The sequence below is a fragment of the Streptomyces sp. CB02980 genome, assembly GCF_014451325.2.
In the GTDB taxonomy this organism is placed as follows: Bacteria; Actinomycetota; Actinomycetes; order Streptomycetales; family Streptomycetaceae; genus Streptomyces.
This window is the reverse complement of record NZ_JACSCH020000011.1, coordinates 26269-46138: the sequence shown is the minus strand read 5'-3', so window position 1 is coordinate 46138 and position 19870 is coordinate 26269. Positions and strand designations below refer to the sequence as shown.

Below are 19870 nucleotides of genomic sequence, written 5' to 3'. Positions count from 1 at the left end.
CCGGCCCTCGACGTGTCACGAGGACGTGTCACGGGGGTCTGTCACGAGGGTCTGTCACGAGGACGTGTCACGGGTGGAGCGAGCTCATCTCCCGGCGCTCCTCGGCCACCGCGCTCCCGTCCGGCGCGGGCGCGGGCGTGTCCGACTCGCTGATTCCGAAGCGGTCGTGGAAGCGGCGCAGCGGGCCTGGGGCCCACCAGGTGAGGCGGCCGGTCAGCTTCATGACGGTGGGGACGAGGAGGCTGCGGACCACCATGGCGTCCATGAGGACGGCGAGGGCGACGCCGAGGCCGAGCATCTTGGTGTTGGTGACGCGGGAGGTGCCGATGGCGACCATGACGACGGCGAGGATCACGGCGGCCGCGGTGATGAGGCCGCCGGTGTGGCGCAGACCGAAGCGGACGGAGTGCTCGTGGTCGCCGGTGCGGTCGTACTCCTCCTTGATGCGGGAGAGCAGGAACACCCCGTAGTCCATGGAGAGTCCGAAGGCCACGCAGAACATGAGCACCGGCAGGGTGGTCTCGATGTCGCCGGTGGGGGTGAAGCCGAGGAGTCCCGCGAGGTGCCCGTCCTGGAAGACCCAGACCACCGCGCCGAACATCGCCGTGAGGCTGAGGGCGTTGAGGGCGACGGCCTGGACGGGGATGAGGACGCTGCCGGTGAGCAGGAAGACCAGGAGCAGCGTGACGATCACGATGATCGCCGCGGCCCAGGGCAGCCGCTCGGCGAGGGCGTCCTTGGAGTCGGCGAGGACGGCTGCCTGTCCGGTGACGGAGGTCTCGAACGGGGCGGGTGCGGCGCGCAGTTCGGCCACGGTCCGCTGGGCCTGGGCGCCGACGGTCTCGCCCTCGGGGACGACGGTGAAGTAGGCGTGGCCGCCGGCGGCGGTCACCGGCCCGTCGGCCCGGACCACGCCGTCGAGGGCGCCGATCCGCTCACGGAAGGCCGCGTACTGCGCGGGGGTGGCCTCGCCCTCGGCGAGGACGGTGAGGGTGCCGCCGGGGTCGCCGGGGAAGCCGTGCCGCAGTTCGTCCTGGACGACCCGGGAGGAGGCGGTGACGGGGAGCTGGCGGTCGTCGGCGGTGCCGAACTTCACGCCGAGGAAGGGCAGTCCGAGGAGGACGAGTCCGGCGGTGGTGAGGACGGCGAAGACCGGCGCCCTGCGCATCACGAGCGCGGCGGCCCGCCCCCAGCCCGTCCCCTCGCCGTCCCCGACGGGGTGGGCGCCGGGCGTCCGGCCGCGCCGGAGGAGGCGCCGCAGGTCGAGCGCGTTGACCCGGTCGCCGAGCAGCACGAGAGCCGCCGGGAGCAGGGTGAGGGCGGCGGTCGCGGCGAGCAGGACCACGGCGATGCCGGCGTATGCGAAGGAGCGCAGGAAGTACTGCGGGAAGACCAGCATCGCGGCGAGCGAGACGGCGACGGTGAGGGCGGAGAAGAGCACGGTCCGCCCGGCGGTGCGCAGGGTGGTGCGGACGGCGGTGTACGTGTCGGCCCCGGCGGCGAGCTCCTCGCGGTAGCGGCGGACGACGAACAGGGCGTAGTCGATGGCGAGTCCGAGGCCGAGGGCCGTCGTCAGGTTCTGCGCGAAGACGGAGACGTCGGTGAACTCGGTGAGGCCGCGCAGGACGGCGTTGGTGCCGAGGATGGCGACGATGCCGACGCCGAGCGGCAGCAGGGCGGCGACGGCGCTGCCGAAGACCATGACGAGCAGGACGAGGGTGAGGGGCAGGGCGATGAGCTCGGCCCGCAGCAGGTCCTCCTGGATGACCGTCTGCATCTCGTGGCGCACGGCGAGTCCGCCGCCGAGGGAGACCTCGACGGGGCCGTGGGTGCCGCGGTACTCGGGGGCTATCCGGTCGAGGACGGCGGCCGCGTCCTTCTCCTCGCCGGCGATCCGGGCGGCTATCACGGCCTTGCGGCCGTCCTCGGAGCGGAGGGCGGGTGAGCCGGTGGACCAGTAGGAGCCGACGCCGTCGACGCCCGGTTCGGCGTCGAGCCGCTCGGCGAGCCGGCGTGCCTCGGCGGCGACCGCGGGCGCGTCGGCGCCGGCCGCTCCGGCGTCGACGAGCAGGAGCAGATTGGGCTGGGAGCCGGGGAACTGGCGCCCGAGGGCCTCCGTCGCATACGTGGACTCGGCTGCCGGGTCCTCCCAGCCGCCGCTGCCCATCCGGTCGGCGACCCCGCCGCCGGCCAGGACGGCGAGGGCGGTGAGGACGAGGGCGACGAGCAGGGTCAGGCGCGGCCGGACGGTCACGAACCGCGTCCAGCCGCCCGCCCCGTCCCGCTTCGGCGATCCGCCGCCATCCGCGGGGGGCCCGCTGGATCCGGCCCCGCCGGGCGCTGATTTCTTGACTTCGGCCATGACGAGGTGTCCCCTTCACCTGACCCCTGCGCTCGCTTCCCGGCAGGTCACATGGGTCGCCCATTGCCATAGACTGGCAAACACGAGTGATCACTCGCGTTTCTCAAGAATGCGAGCGACCGCTCGTGTTTGTCAAACGTGTTGAGGAGAGCTGGGGACAGCCATGTCCGAAGAACCGAAGCCGCGCCGCCGTCAGGCGCGGGGAGAGCGCCGTATCGCGCAGCTGCTCCAGGCCGCCGCGAACGTCTTCTGCGCGAACGGCTACACGGCGTCCAGCACCAACGCGATCGCGCGCGAGGCCCATGTCTCGCCCGGCACGCTCTACCAGTACTTCCCCAACAAGGAAGCCATCGCGATCGAGCTGGGCGAGCGCCTGCTGCACCAGATGCGCGAGGCCCACGGCCAGGCGTTCACCCCGGAGAACCTCGCGCTGCCGCTGCCCGGCCTGCTGGACGCCGTCGTCGACCCGCTGATCGAGTTCAACTGCGCCAACCCGGCCTTCCTCGCCCTGATGCACGGCTCCGAGGTCCCCGGCCGGATCGCGGAGGAGCACGACGAACTGCACGCGACCCTGCTCACCCGCGTGCAGGACGTGATCGCCCACTACGCGCCCACGCTGCCCGCCGAGGACCGCCTCCGGACGGCGGGCATGGCCTTCGCCGCCTTCAAGGGGGGCCTGGACCTCGTCCTCGCCGCGCCGGAGGGGGCCGAACGGGACGCCACGATCGCGGAGCTGAAGACGCTTCTCCTGCGCTACCTCTCCCCCTTGGTCGAGGGGCCGGTCACCACGACTCCGAGCCGCTGATCCGCTCGGTCGGGAGGCCCTTCGCCCCCGACCGCGACTTCAGCGCGACCAGCGGGAAGACGAGCACGGAGACCATGCCGGCTCCGACGAGCGCCGCCGCCTCGCCGGCCGTCATCGCCTTGTCGTCCACGCCGATGGTCGTGATGGCGACGACGAGCGGCAGCGCGGTGGAGCCGTACAGCACGAGCCCGCCCCGGTCCCTGCGGTCGAGGTCGCGCGGGGCGAGGAACCAGATCGGTCCGCCGCGCACCGCCAGGAAGAGCAGCAGGAAGACCGGCAGCAGGAGCAGGGTGCGGCCGCCGTCGAGGAGCGAGGCCAGGTCGAACTCGATCCCGGTGACCACGAAGAAGACCGGCACGAGGAAGCCGAAGCCGACGCCCTCGATCTTCTCCAGGATCTGCGGCCCCGACTCGGGCGCGGCCCCGGTCAGGACGAGCCGGGTGACGAGTCCGGCCGCGAAGGCGCCGAGCAGGATGTCGAGTCCGAGGGCCTGCGAGGCGCCCAGCATCAGGGCGAGCAGCAGGAAGACGAACCGGACCGCGAACTGACCGCTGGTGTGCAGGGTCTTGGCGATGATCCGGGAGAACCACGGCGGGCGCGGCCGCAGCGCCCAGAACACCGCCCCGGCGGTGAGCGCGGCGAAGACCGCGAGCAGCGCGGTCGACTCGCCCGCGCCGCGTCCGCTGAGCAGCAGGGCCATCGCGATGATCGGGCCGAACTCGCCGACCGCGCCGAACGCCATGACGACCGAGCCGAACCGCCCGTGGAGGTCGCCCGAGTCCCGGAGCACGGGCAGGACGGTGCCGAGCGCGGTACTGGTCAGCGCGACGCCGATGAAGACGCCCTTGGTGTAACCGCCGCCGAGGAGGACACCGGTGGCGAGTCCGAGCCCGAGGGCGATCAGCCAGGCCCGGACGGAGCGCCGGAGGGTGTCGCCGCGGACCTTGCCGAACTCGATCTCGTACCCCGCGAGGAAGATCAGCATGGCGAGGCCCAGCTCCGAGAGCCCGTCGATCAGCGCGTCGGGCTGCGCCCAGTCCAGGACGTCGGGGCCGATGAGGATGCCGAGCAGGATCTCGAAGATGACGAGGGGGACGGGAAGCCTGCGCCCGACTCCGTAGGCGAGCAGCGGCGCCAGGACGGCGATCGCCATGATCAGGATGAGCGTGGTCCCCGAATGCGACATATCGGGTATTTACCATAGGCTCCAGCCGGGGTCACCGGCGCGGCGCGGCCGGACCCGACTGGATTTCATACCCCCTAGGGGTATAAACTGCCGGCGTACGGTCCTGAACCCACGAGGAGAACGCCATGACCGCAGAGACGAAGACCGACCTCACCACCGTCTACCAGGTCAAGGGCATGACCTGTGGCCACTGCGAGGGCGCGGTGTCGAGCGAGATCTCCGAGCTTCCCGGCGTCTCGTCGGTGACGGCCGTCGCCTCCACCGGCCAGGTGACCGTCGTCTCCGCAGCCCCGCTCGACGAGGAGGCCGTCCGCGCCGCCGTCGACGAGGCCGGCTACGAGCTGGTCTGACCACTCCCCCCGTCAACACCCCGCAGGGCCGTACCGTTACCGGGTACGGCCCTGCTCCCCTTTGGAACCGCACATGACCTCCAGCACCACCGCACCCCCCGTCGATGTCGCGGTCACCGAGCTGACGATCGGCGGGATGACCTGCGCCTCGTGCGCGGCCCGCGTCGAGAAGAAGCTCAACCGCCTCGACGGGGTGACCGCGACCGTCAACTACGCCACGGAGAAGGCGCGGATCGAACACCCGCCGGAGGTCGGGGTCGACGCGCTGATCGCCACCGTCGTCAAGACCGGCTACACGGCCGAGGAACCGCCGCCGCCGGAGCCCGAACCGACCGCCGCACCGGAGGATCGGGAGCCCGCCCGGGACCCCGAACTCGCCTCCCTCCGGCAGCGGCTCACCGTCTCCGCACTGCTCTCCGCGCCCGTCGTCCTGCTCGCCATGGTCCCGAGCCTCCAGTTCGACAACTGGCAGTGGCTCTCCCTCACCCTCGCCGCGCCCGTCGTCGTCTGGGGCGGGCTGCCCTTCCACCGGGCCGCCTGGACCAACCTCCGGCACGGCGCCGCCACCATGGACACCCTCGTCTCGGTCGGCACCCTCGCCGCCTTCGGCTGGTCGCTCTGGGCCCTCTTCCTCGGCGACGCGGGCATGCCCGGCATGCGGCACGGCTTCGACCTGACCGTCGACCGCTCCGAAGCCTCGTCCGCGATCTACCTGGAGGTCGCGGCGGGGGTCGTCACCTTCATCCTCCTCGGTCGCTACCTGGAGGCCCGCGCCAAGAGGAAGGCGGGCGCGGCACTCCGGGCCCTGATGGAACTCGGCGCCAAGGACGTGGCCGTCCTGCGCGGGGGAACGGAGGTGCGGGTGCCGGTCGCCGCGCTGCGGACCGACGACCTCTTCGTCGTACGGCCCGGGGAGAAGATCGCCACCGACGGCACCGTCACCGAAGGCGCGTCGGCCGTCGACGCCTCCCTGCTCACCGGCGAGTCGCTGCCGCTGGACGTCACCGCGGGCAGCGACGTCGCCGGCGGCTGCGTCAACGTCTCGGGCCGGCTCGTCGTCCGGGCCACCCGGGTCGGCGCCGACACCCAGCTCGCCCGGATGGCGAAGCTCGTCGAGGACGCCCAGAACGGCAAGGCCGAGGTGCAGCGGCTCGCCGACCGGATCTCGGCCGTCTTCGTACCGGTCGTGCTGCTCGTCGCGCTCGGCACCCTCGTCACCTGGCTGCTGCTGACCGACGACCCGACGGCCTCCTTCACGGCCGCCGTCGCCGTCCTGATCATCGCCTGCCCCTGCGCCCTGGGCCTCGCGACCCCGACGGCACTCATGGTCGGCACCGGCCGCGGCGCCCAGCTCGGCATCCTGATCAAGGGCCCCGAGGTCCTGGAGTCCACCCGCCGCGTCGACACGATCGTCCTCGACAAGACCGGGACGGTCACCACGGGCCGGATGCGGCTGGCCGGTGTGCGCGTGTACGGCGGGAAGTACGCCACCGACGCCACCGACGAGACCGAGCTGCTCCGGCTGGCCGGGGCCCTGGAGCACTCCTCCGAGCACCCGGTGGCCCGCGCGGTCGCGGCCGGCGCCGTCGAGCGCTGCGGGGAGCTTCCCGTACCGAAGACCTTCGAGAACGTCCCCGGGCTCGGCGTCCGCGGCTCGGTCGACGGCCACCTGGTCCTCGTCGGCCGCGCCGCGCTGCTGACGGCGGAGGGCGTCGACGTGCCGACGGGGGCGGAGCCCGGCGCCGTCCACGTCGCCTGGGACGGGGTCGCCCGGGGCACCCTGACCGTCGCGGACACCGTCAAGGACACCAGCGCGGAGGCGGTGGCGCGGCTGCGCGGCCTCGGACTGCGGCCGGTCCTCCTCACCGGGGACCACCGGGCGGTGGCGGAGGCCGTGGCGGCGGAGGTGGGCATCGACGAGGTGATCGCCGAGGTGCTGCCGGAGGAGAAGGCCGAGGTGGTCCGGCGGCTCCAGGCGGAGGGCCGGACGGTCGCGATGGTCGGCGACGGGGTGAACGACGCGGCGGCCCTCGCCACGGCGGACCTGGGCCTGGCGATGGGGACGGGCACGGACGCGGCGATCGAGGCGAGCGATCTGACCCTGGTACGGGGCGACCTGCGGGTCGCGGCCGACGCGATCCGGCTCGCCCGCCGCACCCTGGCGACGATCAAGGGCAACCTCGGCTGGGCCTTCGGCTACAACGTGGCGGCGCTGCCGCTCGCCGCGGCCGGACTCCTGAACCCGATGATCGCGGGCCTGGCGATGGCCTTTTCGTCCGTCTTCGTCGTATCCAACAGCCTTCGTCTACGCCGCTTCACGTGAATTCACCCACGTGTGACGCACAGGACCTTCACAAAGAGACCTAGATCACAGATATTGGGGGGTAACCATCTGGGCTGTTCGCGAGTCTAAGTGGGCGATGCCGAGAACGTCTTGGGGGACGTTCATGGAATGTCTTGGGGGACGTTCCAGGCAAGCGTTGGCCGGGGCACGTGCACCGGGGAGCTTTGAGCGGCCCTCCCGTACGTACCCCGGCAGACCGCGTCGCGCCGACCCGCATAGCTTCTGCGACACCCGCAGACGCCCGGCCCGGATCCCGTGGGGGGAATCCGCACCGGGACATGGGAAGCGCCCCGATCGTCGACCCGTGGGGGGATCGACGACGGGGCGCTTCCTCTTTTTCCGGAGGCCCGTTCGCCGCAAGGGCTCGGCCCGCAGTCGACGCGGGCCGACCCCGGGCGCAGCGACTAGCGCGCCTCGACCGGAACGAAGTCGCGGAGGATCTCGCCGGTGTAGATCTGGCGCGGGCGGCCGATGCGGGAGCCGGGCTCCTTGATCATCTCGTGCCACTGGGCGATCCAGCCGGGCAGGCGGCCGAGCGCGAAGAGCACGGTGAACATCTCGGTCGGGAAGCCCATCGCGCGGTAGATGAGGCCCGTGTAGAAGTCCACGTTGGGGTAGAGGTTGCGCGAGACGAAGTACTCGTCGGAGAGCGCGTGCTCCTCCAGCTTGAGCGCGATGTCCAGCAGCTCGTCGGACTTGCCGAGGGCCGAGAGGACGTCGTGCGCCGCCGCCTTGATGATCTTGGCGCGCGGGTCGAAGGACTTGTACACCCGGTGGCCGAAGCCCATCAGGCGGACGCCGTCCTCCTTGTTCTTCACCTTGCGGATGAAGGAGTCGACATCGCCGCCGTTGGCCTTGATGCCCTCGAGCATCTCCAGGACCGACTGGTTGGCGCCACCGTGCAGCGGGCCCCACAGGGCCGAGATGCCGGCGGAGATCGAGGCGAACATGTTCGCCTGCGAGGAGCCGACCAGACGCACGGTGGAGGTCGAGCAGTTCTGCTCGTGGTCCGCGTGCAGGATCAGCAGCTTGTCGAGCGCGTTGACGACGACCGGGTCCAGGTCGTACTCCTGCGCCGGGACCGAGAAGGTCATGCGCAGGAAGTTCTCGACGTACCCGAGGTCGTTGCGCGGGTAGACGAACGGGTGGCCGATCGACTTCTTGTACGCGTACGCCGCGATCGTCGGCAGCTTGGCGAGCAGCCGGATCGTGGAGAGGTGGCGCTGCTCCTCGTCGAACGGGTTGTGGCTGTCCTGGTAGAAGGTGGACAGCGCGGAGACCACCGAGGACAGCATCGCCATCGGGTGGGCGTCCCGCGGGAAACCGCGGAAGAAGTTCTTGACGTCCTCGTGGACGAGCGTGTGCTGCGTGATCTCGTTCTTGAAGGTCGCCAGCTCGTCGACCTTGGGCAGCTCACCGTTGATCAGCAGGTACGCCACCTCAAGGAAGGTGGAGCGCTCGGCCAGCTGCTCGATGGGGTAACCGCGGTACCGCAGAATCCCCTGCTCACCGTCCAGGTAGGTGATCGCGGATTTATAGGCGGCGGTGTTGCCGTATCCGCTGTCCAGGGTGACCAGACCGGTCTGGGCTCGGAGTTTCCCGATGTCGAAGCCCTTGTCGCCGACGGTGCTCTCGACCACCGGGTAGGTGTATTCACCGTCCGCGTACCGCAGTACTACAGAGTTGTCGCTCACGTCATCCCTCACCGACGTAGTGCCTCTTCTTCGAGGTGCCCTGACTGTCTCTACCATCCCCCATTTGGCTCAGGAGAGTGCACTCGGGGTCGACCATTGGGCCAATCGGCGGCACTCAGTGCCGCCAACCTTCATATCCTGCCCCCTTCGCCCCGGTTCCGGTAGCCCTCCGTGATCTTTCACACGGGGGTGCTCCCTGTGAGCCGAAACGCGAGTGCGGTAAAGCGTCTGCCTGCGGAGACCGTTCTGACCGCCTGGGCGATCGCCCGCCGGGAGCCGACGAGGACCACGAGCTTCTTCGCCCGGGTCACCGCCGTGTAGAGCAGGTTCCGCTGAAGCATCATCCAGGCACTCATCGTGACCGGAATCACCACGGCCGGATACTCGCTGCCCTGCGAACGGTGGATGGTGACCGCGTAGGCGTGGGCGAGCTCGTCCAGCTCGTCGAAGTCGTACGGCACCTCCTCGTCCTCGTCCGTCCGCACCGTCAGCTTCTGCTCGACCAGGTCCAGCTGGGTCACGACACCGACCGTGCCGTTGAAGACCCCGTTGACCCCCTTGTCATAGTTGTTCCTGATCTGGGTGACCTTGTCACCAACCCGGAAGACCCGGCCGCCGAACCGCTTCTCCGGCAGATCGGGGCGGCCCGGGGTGATGACCTGCTGCAGCAGCCCGTTGAGCGAGCCCGCGCCGGCCGGGCCGCGGTGCATGGGGGCGAGGACCTGCACGTCACGGCGGGGGTCCAGGCCGAACTTGGCCGGAATCCGCCGGGCCGCGACATCCACGGCGACCCGTGCGGCGTCCTCGGTCTCCTCCTCGACGAAGAGGAAGAAGTCCGGCAGGCCCTCGGTCTTCGGCGGGGTGCCGGCGTTGATCCGGTGCGCGTTGGTGACGACGCCGGACTCCTGCGCCTGACGGAAGATCCGGGTCAGCCGGACCGCCGGTACGGGGCTTCCCGGGGCGAGCAGATCGCCGAGGACCTCGCCCGCGCCGACCGACGGGAGCTGGTCCACATCGCCCACGAGCAGCAGATGAGCCCCGGGGGCGACCGCCTTGACCAGCTTGTTCGCCAGGAGCAGGTCGAGCATGGAGGCCTCGTCGACCACGACCAGGTCCGCGTCGAGCGGCCGGTCCCGGTCGTAGGCCGCGTCGCCGCCCGGCTTCAGCTCCAGGAGCCGGTGGACGGTGGAGGCCTCCGCGCCGGTCAGCTCGGCGAGCCGCTTGGCCGCCCGCCCGGTGGGGGCGGCGAGGACGACCTTGGCCTTCTTGGCGCGGGCCAGCTCCACGATGGAGCGGACCGTGAACGACTTGCCGCAGCCCGGGCCGCCGGTGAGCACGGCAACCTTCCGGGTGAGCGCGAGCCGGACGGCCTCCTCCTGCTCGGGCGCGAGCGAGGCCCCCGTCCGGTCCGCGAGCCAGGCGAGGGCCTTGTCCCAGGCCACGTCCCGGAAGCCCGGCATCCGGTCCTCCTCGGCCCGCAGCAGCCGCCGGAGCTGTCCGGCGAGCGACAGCTCGGCCCGGTGGAAGGGGATCAGGTACACGGCGGTGACAGGCGTCCCCTCGGGACCCGGCACCGTCTCCCGTACGACCCCCTCGGGGTCCTCGGCCAACTCGGCGAGGCACTCGATGACCAGTCCGGTGTCGACCTGGAGGAGCTTCACCGCGTCGGCGATCAACCGCTCCTCGGGGAGGAAGCAGTGCCCCTGGTCGCTGGACTGCGAGAGGGCGTACTGCAGGCCGGCCTTCACCCGGTCCGGGCTGTCGTGGGGTATGCCCACGGCCTGGGCGATCTTGTCGGCGGTGAGGAAGCCGATGCCCCAGACGTCGGCGGCGAGCCGGTAGGGCTGGTTCCGCACGACCGAGATCGAGGCGTCCCCGTACTTCTTGTAGATCCGGACCGCGATGGAGGTGGAGACGCCGACGCCCTGGAGGAAGACCATCACCTCCTTGATCGCCTTCTGCTCCTCCCAGGCCGCGCTGATCTTCTTCGTGCGCTTGGGACCCAGGCCCGGGACCTCGATCAGCCGGCCGGGGGCCTCCTCCAGGATCTGGAGGGTGTCCAGGCCGAAGTGCTGGGTGATGCGATCGGCGAAGACGGGGCCGATGCCCTTGACCAGACCCGAGCCGAGATAGCGGCGAATGCCCTGGATCGTGGCGGGCAGCAGGGTCGTGTAGTTCTCCACGGTGAACTGCTTGCCGTACTGCGGATGCGAGCCCCAACGGCCCTCCATCCGCAGCGACTCCCCCGGCTGCGCGCCGAGCAGCGCCCCGACCACGGTGAGCAGGTCCCCGGCCCCGCGCCCGGTGTCGACGCGGGCGACCGTGTACCCGCTCTCCTCATTGGCGTAGGTGATCCGCTCCAGGACCCCTTCGAGCACGGCCGATCCCGGCCCACGACCTTCGTTGGACATGCCCCGAAGGTAGCGAACCGGTCGGACAGCGTGGGCGGCCCTGTGGACAACTCCCCTCCGGGGCACCGGGGGCAGGGGAGCTCGGTACGACCACGAAGAAGGACACGATCGACACGGCCCTGGAAGAGGTCATAAGGCGGCATCACCGCCGGGGCGTTCCAGCGGCTCGCAGAGCGCGGCGCGCGCGGGGAGCTGGAGCGCACACGCCGGGACTGGGAAGCCCGCAAGGCCGCCCAGCACGCTGGGGACGGCGAGTGATCACGTACCTCATCGACACCAGCGCGTACGTCCACCTGGGCACCGATCCCGCCGCACAGCGGCGCTGGGACGCCGAGATCGAGACAGGCGCCATCGGCATGTGCGAGGCCATCCGGACGGAGATCCTTTTCAGCGCCGTGAACGCGGAAGACCGCGATGAGATCGATGACGACCTCGCTGCCATGTTCGCGCCGGTGCGCGTCCCGAAGGACGCGTGGCGATGGGTGGAGACCGCCCAGTACAAGCTGACGCAGAAGGGGCGGCACCGCGCGGCGGGTGTCGTGGATCTGCTTCTCTGCGCCACGGCGGTCCATCACGGCCTGACCCTCCTGCACAGGGACGACGACTTCGCCACGGTCGCTCGCGTCCTCAAAGGGGTCGAGCAGCAGGACGTGCGGCGCCCGGGCGAGTGACAGCCCACGCGCGGCGCCGCCGGGGCTCGTCCGTCACACCTCCAGGAAGCGTTCCAGCGTCTCCTCCAGGACCTCCACGCCGTCCCTCGACCACAGGTCGTCGTTGAAGATCTCCACCTCCACCGGGCCCGTCCAGCCCGCCTTCTCCGTCAGGTCGGCCCAGGCCCTGAGGTCGATCGCGCCTGTGCCCAGTTGACCTCGGCCGGTCAGGACGCCGGCCGGGAGGGGGGTGGTCCAGTCGGCGAGCTGGAAGGAGTGGATGCGGCCCGAAGCGCCCGCGCGTTCCACCGCCGCCGGGGCGCGGTCGTCCCACCAGAGGTGGTACGTGTCGACCACCACGCCCACCTGCTCGGGCGGGAAGCGCTCGGCGACGGCCAGTGCCTGGTCCAGGGTGGAGACCGCGCAGCGGTCGGCGGCGTACATGGGGTGGAGGGGCTCGACGGCCAGGCGGATTCCCCGTTCCCCCGCGTAGGGGGCCAGCGCGCCGATCGCCTCGGTGATCCGGGCGCGGGCCGATGCCAGGTCCGGGAAGGCGGGGGTGAGGCCGCCGGAGACCAGGACGACGGTGTCCGTGCCGAGCGTGACCGCCTCGTCGATGGCCGTCCGGTTCTCCGCCTCCCAGCCGTCCGAGGTGAAGAAGCCGCCCCGGCAGAGGGTGGTGACCGTCAGCCCCGCGTCCCGCACCAGGTCGGCCGCCGCCTCGACGCCGTACTCCTGGACCGGCTCGCGCCACAGTCCCACGCCCGGGATGCCGAGCCGGACGCAGTGGGCGACCAGGTCGGGGAGGGACAGCTGCTTGACCGTCATCTGGTTGACGCTGAAGCGGTCGAGGTTCATCACAGGCCTCCCTGGACCGTCAGGAGGGAGCGCATGCGCGATTCCGCGAGCGCCGGATCGGGGAACAGGCCGAGACCGTCCGCCAGTTCGTACGCCTTCGCGAGGTGCGGGAGCGAGCGGGCGGACTGCAGGCCGCCGACCATCGTGAAGTGGTCCTGGTGCCCGGCGAGCCAGGCGAGGAGGACCACTCCCGTCTTGTAGAAGCGGGTCGGTGCCCGGAACAGGTGCCGGGACAGGGCGACCGTCGGGTCGAGGACGGCACGGAAACCGTGTACATCGCCCGTGTCGAGAATCCGCACCGCCTCCGCCGCGAGCGGCGCCAGCGGGTCGAAGATGCCCAGCAGGGCGTGGCTGAAGCCCTGTTCGTCGCCCGCGATCAGCTCCGGGTAGTGGAAGTCGTCGCCCGTGTAGCAGCGCACGCCCTCCGGGAGGCGGCGGCGCAGTTCGACCTCGCGCCGGGCGTCCAGGAGGGAGACCTTGATGCCGTCGACCTTGTCCGGGTGCGCGGCGATGACCTCGAGGAACGTCTCGGTCGCGGTGTCCAGGTCGGCCGAGCCCCAGTACCCGTCGAGCGCCGGGTCGAACATCGGGCCGAGCCAGTGCAGGATCACCGGCTCGCTCGCCTGGCGGAGGAGGTGGCCGTACAGGTCGAGATAGTCCTCCGGGCCCGACGCCGCCGCGGCGAGGGCGCGGGAGGCCATCAGGATCGTCTGGGAGCCGGTCTCCTCGACGAGCGCGAGCTGTTCCTCGTACGCCTTGCGGACCGCCGCCAGGCCGGCGGGGCCGGTGAGCAGGTCCGGTCCGGCGAGTTGGTCGGTGCCGACGCCGCAGGCGATCTTGCCGCCCACCGCCTTCGCCTCCGCCGCGCTGCGGCGGACCAGCTCGGCCGCCCCCGTCCAGTCGAGGCCCATCCCCCGCTGCGCGGTGTCCATGGCCTCGGCGACCCCGAGGCCGTGGGACCAGAGGTGACGGCGGAAGGCGAGGGTGGCGTCCCAGTCGACCGCGGCGGGCGAGTCGGGGGTGGTGTCGGCGTACGGGTCGGCGACCACGTGGGCGGCGGAGAAGACCGTACGGGAGGTCAGGGGGCCGCTCCCGCCCGGCGTCAGCGGCTCGGTGCGCGGCGCGTACTCCCGTACGCCGCCGCCGGTTTCGGGCAGGCGGATCACAGGCTCACCTCCGGGACGTCGAGGCGGCGGCCCTCGGCGGCGGACCTCAGGCCGAGCTCGGCGAGCTGGACGCCGCGGGCGCCCGCCAGGAGGTCCCAGTGGTACGGCTCGTCGAGGGCGACGTGCCGCAGGAACAGCTCCCACTGGGCCTTGAAGCCGTTGTCGAACTCGGCGTTGTCGGGGACCTCCTGCCACTGCTCGCGGAAGGGCTCGGTCGCCGGGATGTCCGGGTTCCAGACGGGCTTGGGGGTCGCCGAGCGGTGCTGGACGCGGCAGTTGCGCAGTCCGGCGACGGCGGAGCCGTGGGTGCCGTCGACCTGGAACTCGACGAGCTCGTCGCGGTTGACGCGGACGGTCCAGGAGGAGTTGATCTGAGCGATGGCGCCGCCCTCCAGCTGGAAGATGCCGTAGGCGGCGTCGTCCGCGGTGGCCTCGTACGGCTTGCCCTGCTCGTCCCAGCGGCGCGGGACGTGGGTGGCGACCTGGGCGGTGACGGAGGTGACGCGGCCGAACAGCTCGTGGAGCACGTACTCCCAGTGCGGGAACATGTCGACGACGATGCCGCCGCCGTCCTGGGAGCGGTAGTTCCAGCTGGGGCGCTGGGCGTCCTGCCAGTCGCCCTCGAAGACCCAGTAGCCGAACTCGCCGCGGACGGACAGGATCTCGCCGAAGAAGCCGCCGTCGATGAGGCGCTTGAGCTTGAGCAGGCCCGGCAGGAACAGCTTGTCCTGGACGACGCCGTGCTTGACGCCCTTCTCGGTGGCGAGCCGGGCGAGCTCCAGGGCGCCGGCGAGGTCGGCGGCCGTGGGCTTCTCGGTGTAGATGTGCTTGCCGGCGTGGACGGCCTTGGTGATCGCCTCGGCACGGGCGGAGGTGACCTGGGCGTCGAAGTAGATGTCGATCGTGTCGTCGGCGAGGACGGCGTCGAGGTCGGTGGACCACTCGGTGAGGCCGTGGCGCTCGGCGAGCGCGCGCAGGGCGGGCTCGCGGCGGCCGACGAGGACCGGCTCGGGCCAGAGGGTCTCGCCGTTGCCGAGGTCGAGGCCGCCCTGTTCACGCAGGGCGAGGATCGAACGGACGAGGTGCTGGCGGTGTCCCATGCGCCCGGTAACGCCGTTCATGGCGATGCGGACTGTCCTGCGTGTCACGAAAGGTTCCTCTCCCCGGTGTTCCGCGCCTCGATAGAAAGCGCTTTCCATCGGCGATGACGCTAGCCTGCCGACATCGCCGTCGACAAGGCCCTGGAGGTACGCACACGATGACCGTCACCCTGGCGGACGTGGCCGCTCGCGCACGGGTCTCGCCCGCCACCGTGTCCCGCGTCCTCAACGGCAACTACCCGGTCGCCGAGTCGACCCGCGAGCGGGTCCTGCGGGCCGTGGACGAGCTGGACTACGTCCTCAACGGGCCCGCCAGCTCACTCGCCGCCGCCACCTCCGACCTCGTCGGCGTCCTCGTCCACGACATCGCCGACCCGTTCTTCGGGATCATGGCGAGCGCGGCGCAGAGCGCCATCGGGGAGAGCGGATCGGGGCGCGGCGGCGGCGAGAAGCTCGCCGTCGTCTGCAACACCGGCGGCTCCCCCGAACGCGAACTGACCTACCTCACCCTGCTCCAGCGACAGCGGGCCGCGGCCGTGATCCTCATGGGCGGCTCCCTGGAGGACCCCGAGCACCTGGCGGCGACGACCGGCAAGCTGGCCAAGCTGGCGGAGGCGGGGACCCGGGTCGTGCTCTGCGGGCGCCCGCCGGTCACCGGCGACGCGAACGCCGCCGCGCTCGTCTTCGACAACCGGGGCGGCGCGCGCCGCCTCACCGAGCACCTGCTCGAACTCGGCCACCGGCGCATCGGTTACGCGGCCGGCCCGGCCGACCGGACGACGACCCGGCACCGCCTGGAGGGCCACCGGGCGGCACTCACGGCGGCGGGGATCACCGAGGGTCCGACGGTCCACGGCGCGTACGACCGACAGGCCGGCTACCGGGCCACGGCAGAGCTCCTCGCCCGCGATCCGGAGCTCACGGCGGTCGTGGCCGCCAACGACACGGTCGCCCTCGGCGTCTGCGCGGCCCTGCGGGAACGCGGCCTGTCGATCCCGGGCGACGTGTCCGTGGCGGGCTTCGACGACCTCCCGTTCTCGGTGGACGCGGTCCCGTCCCTGACGACTGTCCATCTGCCGCTGCACGAGGCGGGGACCCGAGCGGGCCGCCTGGCGATGGGCACGGAGGACCCCCCGGCGGGCGGCCTGGCACGCGTCCCGGCGGAGCTGGTGGTACGGGGGTCGACGGGGCGGCCTCGGGGGTAGGCGGGGGCCGGGACTGCGGGGGGGGGGCGCTGGGCCACGGGGGTGGCTGAGCGCCGGGCGCGGCTGGCGGCTGGCGGCTGGCGGCTGGCGGCTGCGCAGGTACGGGGGTACGGGGGTACGGGAAAGTACGCGGCCTGATGGTCGCAGGAGGTACGCGGCCTGATGGTCGCAGGAGGTACGCGGCCTGATGGTCGCAGGAGGTACGCGGCCTGATGGCCGCGAGGGGGGAAGTGGCCGGGCGGGCGCGGGAGTAGGCGCCCGGCCCCGCCGGGTGCCGACAAGGGCGAACGACCCGCCCGCCGAGCATCCACGAGGGCCGGATCCGGCGCGCGCGGCGCCGCACCGGGATCCGCCGACCGGGCCGGCCGGGCCGGCGACCGAGGACGCGTCCGCCCTCGCCGTATCGCCGTCGGCACCGACACCGGCGGCCCGCGCCCCGCACGAGCGCCCGGAGCACCCGGAGCGCCCCCACAGTGCATTCACCTTCATTTCATTGCAACGAACAACACTCCTGACGTTGCATTAGCCTCGAAATCGTTGCAACGAAATCCCTCAATCTACCTGCGGTGATGCCTATTTCGCGCAACGAACATGTTGCCAGATCTATGAACGCAACGTAGCTTTTCCCTCATCGGAAACGGCGGGCCCGAGAGTGGGTCCGCCCCAAGAAGGAGAAGAACCTTGCAGAAGTTCGCCACCACCGCCGCCATCACCACCGTCCTCGACATCCCCGCCGGCCGCATCCAGCTCATCGCCGCCGACCGCGCCGACGCCACCGTCGACGTCCGCCCCGCGAACGCCGCCAAGGGCAACGACGTGAAGGCCGCCGAAGAGATCACCGTCGAGTTCTCCGACGGCGTCCTGCGGATCGCCGCCGCTCCCGCGAAGAACAAGATCCTCGGCGACTCCGGATCGGTCGAGGTGACCGTCCAGCTCCCGGCCGGCTCCCGCGTCGAGGCCAAGACCGCCGCCGCCGAACTCCGCGGCGTCGGACGCCTCGGAGACGTCACCGTCGAGGGTGCCCAGGGCACGGTCAAGCTCGACGAGACCGCGGGCGCCCGCCTCACCCTGCTCGCCGGCGACATCACGGTCGGCCGCCTCGGCGGCCCCGCCGAGATCAGCACCAAGAAGGGCGACCTCCGCATCGCCGAGGCCACGCAGGGCACCGTCGAACTGCGCACCGAGTCCGGCGAGATCGTGGTCGGCGCCGCCCGCGGCGTCTCCGCCACCCTGAACGCCGGCACCGCCTACGGCCGCGTCCACAACGCCCTCACCAACACCGACGGCGCCGCCGCCGGACTGCACATCCACGCCACCACCTCGTACGGCGACATCACCGCCCGCAGCCTCTGAACCACCCCGGCGGCGTGACCCCGACCCCCAGATCTTCAGCGACGAACTCCGAGGACGGACAAGCAGAATGAGTACCACTCAGAACTACCAGGCCGCCGAACAGCTCCTCCGCCGCCCCGCCCGCCCGGGCGAGCTCGTCGTCGGTGACAAGGTCAGGCCGCAGTGGATCGACGGGGGCGCCCGGTTCTGGTACGCGGTGAGCAACGGGGTCGGCAGGCGGTTCATGCTGGTCGACCCGGCGGCGGGCACGCGTGAGCCGGTCTTCGACCACGCCCGGCTGGCCGCCTCGCTGGCCACCGCATCCGAGCAGCGGGTCGACCCCGAGGCCCTGCCGTTCATCGGCATCGAACTCGCCGGGAACGAGGTCAAGTTCGTGGCGTTCGGCGCATATTGGCGCTGCGACCTGGACAGTTACGTCTGCGAGCCGGCCGAGTTCACCGCCCCGGGCAACCCGCTGGACGTGACGTCGCCCGACGGGAAGTCCGCGGTGTCCCAGCGGGGGCACGACCTGTGGGCCCGCTCGCTGTCCGACGGCCGCGAGTGGCCCCTGACCACCGACGGCGCACCCGATCACGCCTACGGTCCGGGCCCCGCCGCGACCGGCAACGCCACCCTGCTGCGCAAGCTCGGCGTGCCCTACCTGCCGCCCGCGGTCGCCTGGTCGCCGGACTCGACGAAGGTCCTCGCCCACCGGACCGACGAGCGCGAGGTCCGCAGGACCCACCTCGTGGAGGCGATGCCCGCCGACGGGGGCGCGCCCCGCCTGCACACCCAGCCGTTCGCGTACGCCGGGGACGAACACCTGCCGCTGGCCGAGCTGGTCGTCCTCGACGTCGCCGAGGGCACGGTGGTCCGCGCCAAGACGGAGCCGCTGATCATGACCCACGTGTCGCCGATCACCGTGAAGTGGGCGTGGTGGGCCGCGGACGGCTCCGCCGTCTACTTCCTCGCCCGGCCCCGGGACCAGCACTCCCTCACCCTGAACCGCCTCGACCCGGTCACCGGCGACGTCACCACCGTGATCCGCGAGACCGGGGAGACCCGGGTGGAGCCCAACCAGTGGATGACCGAGCCGCCCCTCGTGCGGGTGCTCGCCGACGAGGTGCTGTGGTTCTCGCAGCGCGACGGCTGGGGCCACCTCTACCGTTACGACCTGCACACCGGCGAGCTGCTCGGCCGGGTCACCTCCGGGCCGTGGCTGGTGCGGCAGATCCTGCGCGTCGACGAGGCCGAGCGCGTCGTGTACTTCACGGCCTCCGGGCTCGTCGAGGAGGACCCGTACCGGCGCACGGTGTGCCGGGTCGGCCTGGACGGCTCCGGTTTCGCCCGGCTCACCGACGACACGCTCGACCACGTCGCCGCCCTGCCGGAAAGCCCGTACGACCAGGAGTACTTCATCGACTCCGCGTCCACCGTCGACACCGCGCCCGTCACCACGGTCCGCGACTGGACCGGGCGGGTGCTCGTCGCACTGGAGCGCGCCGACATCAGCAGGCTCGCCGCCACCGGGTGGACCGCGCCGGAGCGCTTCCGCGTCAAGGCGGCCGACGGCGAGACCGACATCTACGGAGTGCTGTACCGGCCGAGGGACTTCGACCCCGCCCTGTCCTACCCGGTGGTGGACAACCTCTACCCCGGCCCGCAGGTCAACCGGGTCGCCCCGTGCTTCGACCCCGGCGGCATGGGCATGGACGCCGAACCCCTCGCGGCACTCGGCTTCGTGGTCATCGCGCTCGACGGCCGGGGCACCCCGGGCCGGAGCAAGGCCTTCCACGACGCCTCCTTCGGCCACCTGGCCGACGCCGGCTCCCTGGCCGACCATGTCGCGGCGCTGGGGCAGCTGGCCGAGACCCGGCCGTGGATGGACCTGGACCGGGTCGGCGTCTTCGGCCACTCCGGGGGCGGGTTCGCCGCGGCCCGCGCGATGCTGGACTTCCCCGGGACGTACAAGGCCGGGGCCGCCCTCTCCGGCTCGCACGACGCCCGCTCCTTCAACGCCGGCTTCGTCGAGTCCTACGACGGCGCGGACGCCCCCGAGGCCTGGGCACGGACGTCCAACCTGGACCTCGCCGACCGGCTGACCGGCAAGCTGCTGCTCGTCCACGGCGACATGGACGACCAGGTCCACCCGCACCAGACCCTGCGGTTCGCCGACCGGCTCCTCGCCGCCGGCAAGGACTTCGAACTGCACGTCGTGCCCGGCGCCGAGCACACCTTCATCGACTGCCTGGCCCATGTCCGCACCCGCTGCTGGGACTTCCTGGTCCGCGAGCTGATGGGCACGCTGCCGCCCGCCTACCGCCCGGCGCCGATCGTGATCGGCCCCGAGCTGCTGGCCGACATGTTCGCCTGACCACGACGCCGCGGACAGGACGACGAGCCCGTC

Annotated in this window: 14 protein-coding genes; 7 read left to right on the top strand and 7 right to left on the bottom strand. The window is 71.7% G+C overall.

The window, feature by feature from the left end; all coding sequences use genetic code 11:
* Nucleotides 1–67: 67 nt before the first annotated feature.
* Nucleotides 68–2362, bottom strand: a complete 2295-nt coding sequence (locus tag E0F75_RS22820) for an MMPL family transporter (protein WP_194481525.1) — start codon at nucleotides 2360–2362, stop codon at nucleotides 68–70.
* Between the two features lie 163 nt (nucleotides 2363–2525).
* Here E0F75_RS22820 and E0F75_RS22815 point away from each other — a divergent pair, with 163 nt between their 5' ends.
* Nucleotides 2526–3167 (top strand): TetR/AcrR family transcriptional regulator, encoded by a 642-nt coding sequence (locus E0F75_RS22815; protein WP_187624425.1) that lies wholly within the window; start codon nucleotides 2526–2528, stop codon nucleotides 3165–3167.
* Here the strand turns inward: E0F75_RS22815 and E0F75_RS22810 are convergent.
* Nucleotides 3145–4353 (bottom strand): cation:proton antiporter, encoded by a 1209-nt coding sequence (locus tag E0F75_RS22810; protein WP_187624424.1) that lies wholly within the window; start codon nucleotides 4351–4353, stop codon nucleotides 3145–3147. The genes E0F75_RS22815 and E0F75_RS22810 overlap by 23 nt on opposite strands.
* Before the next feature lie 125 nt (nucleotides 4354–4478).
* On the opposite strand from E0F75_RS22810, the gene E0F75_RS22805 reads away from it, so the two are divergent.
* Both E0F75_RS22805 and E0F75_RS22800 read left to right on the top strand, forming a co-directional pair.
* Nucleotides 4479–4703 (top strand): heavy-metal-associated domain-containing protein, encoded by a 225-nt coding sequence (locus E0F75_RS22805; RefSeq protein WP_030325038.1) that lies wholly within the window; start codon nucleotides 4479–4481, stop codon nucleotides 4701–4703.
* Nucleotides 4704–4776: 73 nt separating this feature from the next.
* The gene (locus E0F75_RS22800) at nucleotides 4777–7026 is read left to right on the top strand and encodes a cation-translocating P-type ATPase (protein WP_187624423.1); all 2250 of its coding nucleotides are present in this window, start codon (nucleotides 4777–4779) and stop codon (nucleotides 7024–7026) included.
* Between the two features lie 425 nt (nucleotides 7027–7451).
* Here E0F75_RS22800 and E0F75_RS22795 read toward each other — a convergent pair whose 3' ends face one another.
* Both E0F75_RS22795 and E0F75_RS22790 read right to left on the bottom strand, forming a co-directional pair.
* Nucleotides 7452–8741 (bottom strand): citrate synthase, encoded by a 1290-nt coding sequence (locus E0F75_RS22795; protein WP_187624422.1) that lies wholly within the window; start codon nucleotides 8739–8741, stop codon nucleotides 7452–7454.
* Nucleotides 8742–8920: 179 nt separating this feature from the next.
* Nucleotides 8921–11152: an ATP-dependent RecD-like DNA helicase gene (locus tag E0F75_RS22790; protein WP_187624421.1), complete on the bottom strand. Its 2232-nt coding sequence runs from the start codon at nucleotides 11150–11152 to the stop codon at nucleotides 8921–8923.
* Nucleotides 11153–11406: 254 nt separating this feature from the next.
* On the opposite strand from E0F75_RS22790, the gene E0F75_RS22785 reads away from it, so the two are divergent.
* Nucleotides 11407–11823, top strand: a complete 417-nt coding sequence (locus E0F75_RS22785; protein WP_187624420.1) for a PIN domain nuclease — start codon at nucleotides 11407–11409, stop codon at nucleotides 11821–11823.
* A 33-nt stretch (nucleotides 11824–11856) separates the two neighbouring features.
* Here E0F75_RS22785 and E0F75_RS22780 read toward each other — a convergent pair whose 3' ends face one another.
* The 3 genes from E0F75_RS22780 to E0F75_RS22770 are packed head-to-tail and all read right to left on the bottom strand — an operon-like array spanning nucleotide 11857 to nucleotide 14974.
* On the bottom strand, nucleotides 11857–12660 hold the full coding sequence (locus E0F75_RS22780; protein ID WP_187624419.1) for a sugar phosphate isomerase/epimerase: 804 nt from the start codon (nucleotides 12658–12660) through the stop codon (nucleotides 11857–11859).
* The gene (locus E0F75_RS22775; protein WP_187624418.1) at nucleotides 12660–13826 is read right to left on the bottom strand and encodes a dihydrodipicolinate synthase family protein; all 1167 of its coding nucleotides are present in this window, start codon (nucleotides 13824–13826) and stop codon (nucleotides 12660–12662) included. Before E0F75_RS22775 ends, E0F75_RS22780 begins: the two co-directional genes overlap by 1 nt.
* Nucleotides 13823–14974: a Gfo/Idh/MocA family protein gene (locus E0F75_RS22770; protein ID WP_187624417.1), complete on the bottom strand. Its 1152-nt coding sequence runs from the start codon at nucleotides 14972–14974 to the stop codon at nucleotides 13823–13825. The genes E0F75_RS22775 and E0F75_RS22770 overlap by 4 nt, the downstream gene beginning before the upstream one ends.
* 110 nt (nucleotides 14975–15084) lie before the next feature.
* Between E0F75_RS22770 and E0F75_RS22765 the strand changes: the two genes are divergently transcribed.
* From E0F75_RS22765 to E0F75_RS22755, 3 genes are all read left to right on the top strand, one after another.
* The gene (locus tag E0F75_RS22765; RefSeq protein WP_187624416.1) at nucleotides 15085–16131 is read left to right on the top strand and encodes a LacI family DNA-binding transcriptional regulator; all 1047 of its coding nucleotides are present in this window, start codon (nucleotides 15085–15087) and stop codon (nucleotides 16129–16131) included.
* 681 nt (nucleotides 16132–16812) lie between these two features.
* Nucleotides 16813–17484: a DUF4097 family beta strand repeat-containing protein gene (locus tag E0F75_RS22760; RefSeq protein WP_187624415.1), complete on the top strand. Its 672-nt coding sequence runs from the start codon at nucleotides 16813–16815 to the stop codon at nucleotides 17482–17484.
* Nucleotides 17485–17551: 67 nt separating this feature from the next.
* Nucleotides 17552–19837, top strand: coding sequence for a DPP IV N-terminal domain-containing protein (locus E0F75_RS22755; RefSeq protein ID WP_187624414.1), 2286 nt, complete (start codon nucleotides 17552–17554; stop codon nucleotides 19835–19837).
* Nucleotides 19838–19870 lie beyond the last annotated feature (33 nt).